We start from the raw sequence: 1,037 nt of genomic DNA on the forward strand, positions 1-1,037 counted from the left end.
ACTGATTCAGAGGCTGATACTGATTCTGAAGTAGACACTGATTCAGATGTTGAAACTGACTCGGACGCTGTCAATGACTCGGATGTCGAGACTGATTCAGATGTTGAAACTGACTCGGATGTCGACACTGACTCAGACGTTGAGGCCGATTCGGATGTTGAAACTGATTCGGATACAGAAACCGACTCGGATGTTGACACTGACTCAGAGGTTGAAATCGATTCAGACGTTGATACCGATTCAGACGTTGAGACTGATTCAGAACTTGAAACTGACTCAGACGTAGACACTGATTCAGAGGCTGACACTGACTCGGACATTGATACAGATTCTGAACTTGAGACTGACTCAGACGTTGAGGCCGATTCGGATGTTGACACTGATTCAGAACTTGAAACTGACTCGGATGTCGATACTGATTCTGACGTTGATACCGATTCAGACGTTGAGACTGATTCAGAACTTGAAACTAACTCAGACATAGACACTGATTCTGAAGCTGACGATGACTCAGACGCTGAGACTGACTCAGACGTAGACACTGACTCAGATGTTGACAGTGATTCAGAGGTAGAAATCGATTCAGACGTAGACACTGATTCAGATGTTGAGGCTGATTCAGATGTAGACACTGACTCGGATGTCGATACTGATTCTGAAGCTGACGATGACTCAGACGCTGAGACTGATTCAGATGTTGAAACTGATTCTGAGGCTGAAACCGATTCGGACATTGATACAGATTCAGAGGTAGAAATCGATTCAGATGCTGAAACTGATTCTGACGTTGATATACACTCAGATGTAGACACCGATTCTGAGGTTGACACTGATTCTGAGGTTGACACTGACTCAGATGTTGATACCGACTCAGATGTTGACTCCGATTCAGATGTTGACACCGATTCGGATGTTGACAGTGATTCAGACGTAGACACTGATTCAGACATCGATGCTGACTCTGACGTTGAAACTGATTCTGAAGTCGATACTGACTCAGACGTTGAGACCGATTCAGAGGCCGATACTGACTCAGA

The 1,037-nt window shown here is 44.8% G+C and carries 1 pseudogene; it reads left to right on the forward strand.

The features are described from left to right. A pseudogene (locus HMPREF9186_RS11675) lies at positions 1-1,037 on the forward strand (hypothetical protein); the annotation flags it as partial.

Origin of the sequence: Streptococcus sp. F0442 (assembly GCF_000314795.2) — a bacterium.
Taxonomy (GTDB): Bacteria; Bacillota; Bacilli; order Lactobacillales; family Streptococcaceae; genus Streptococcus.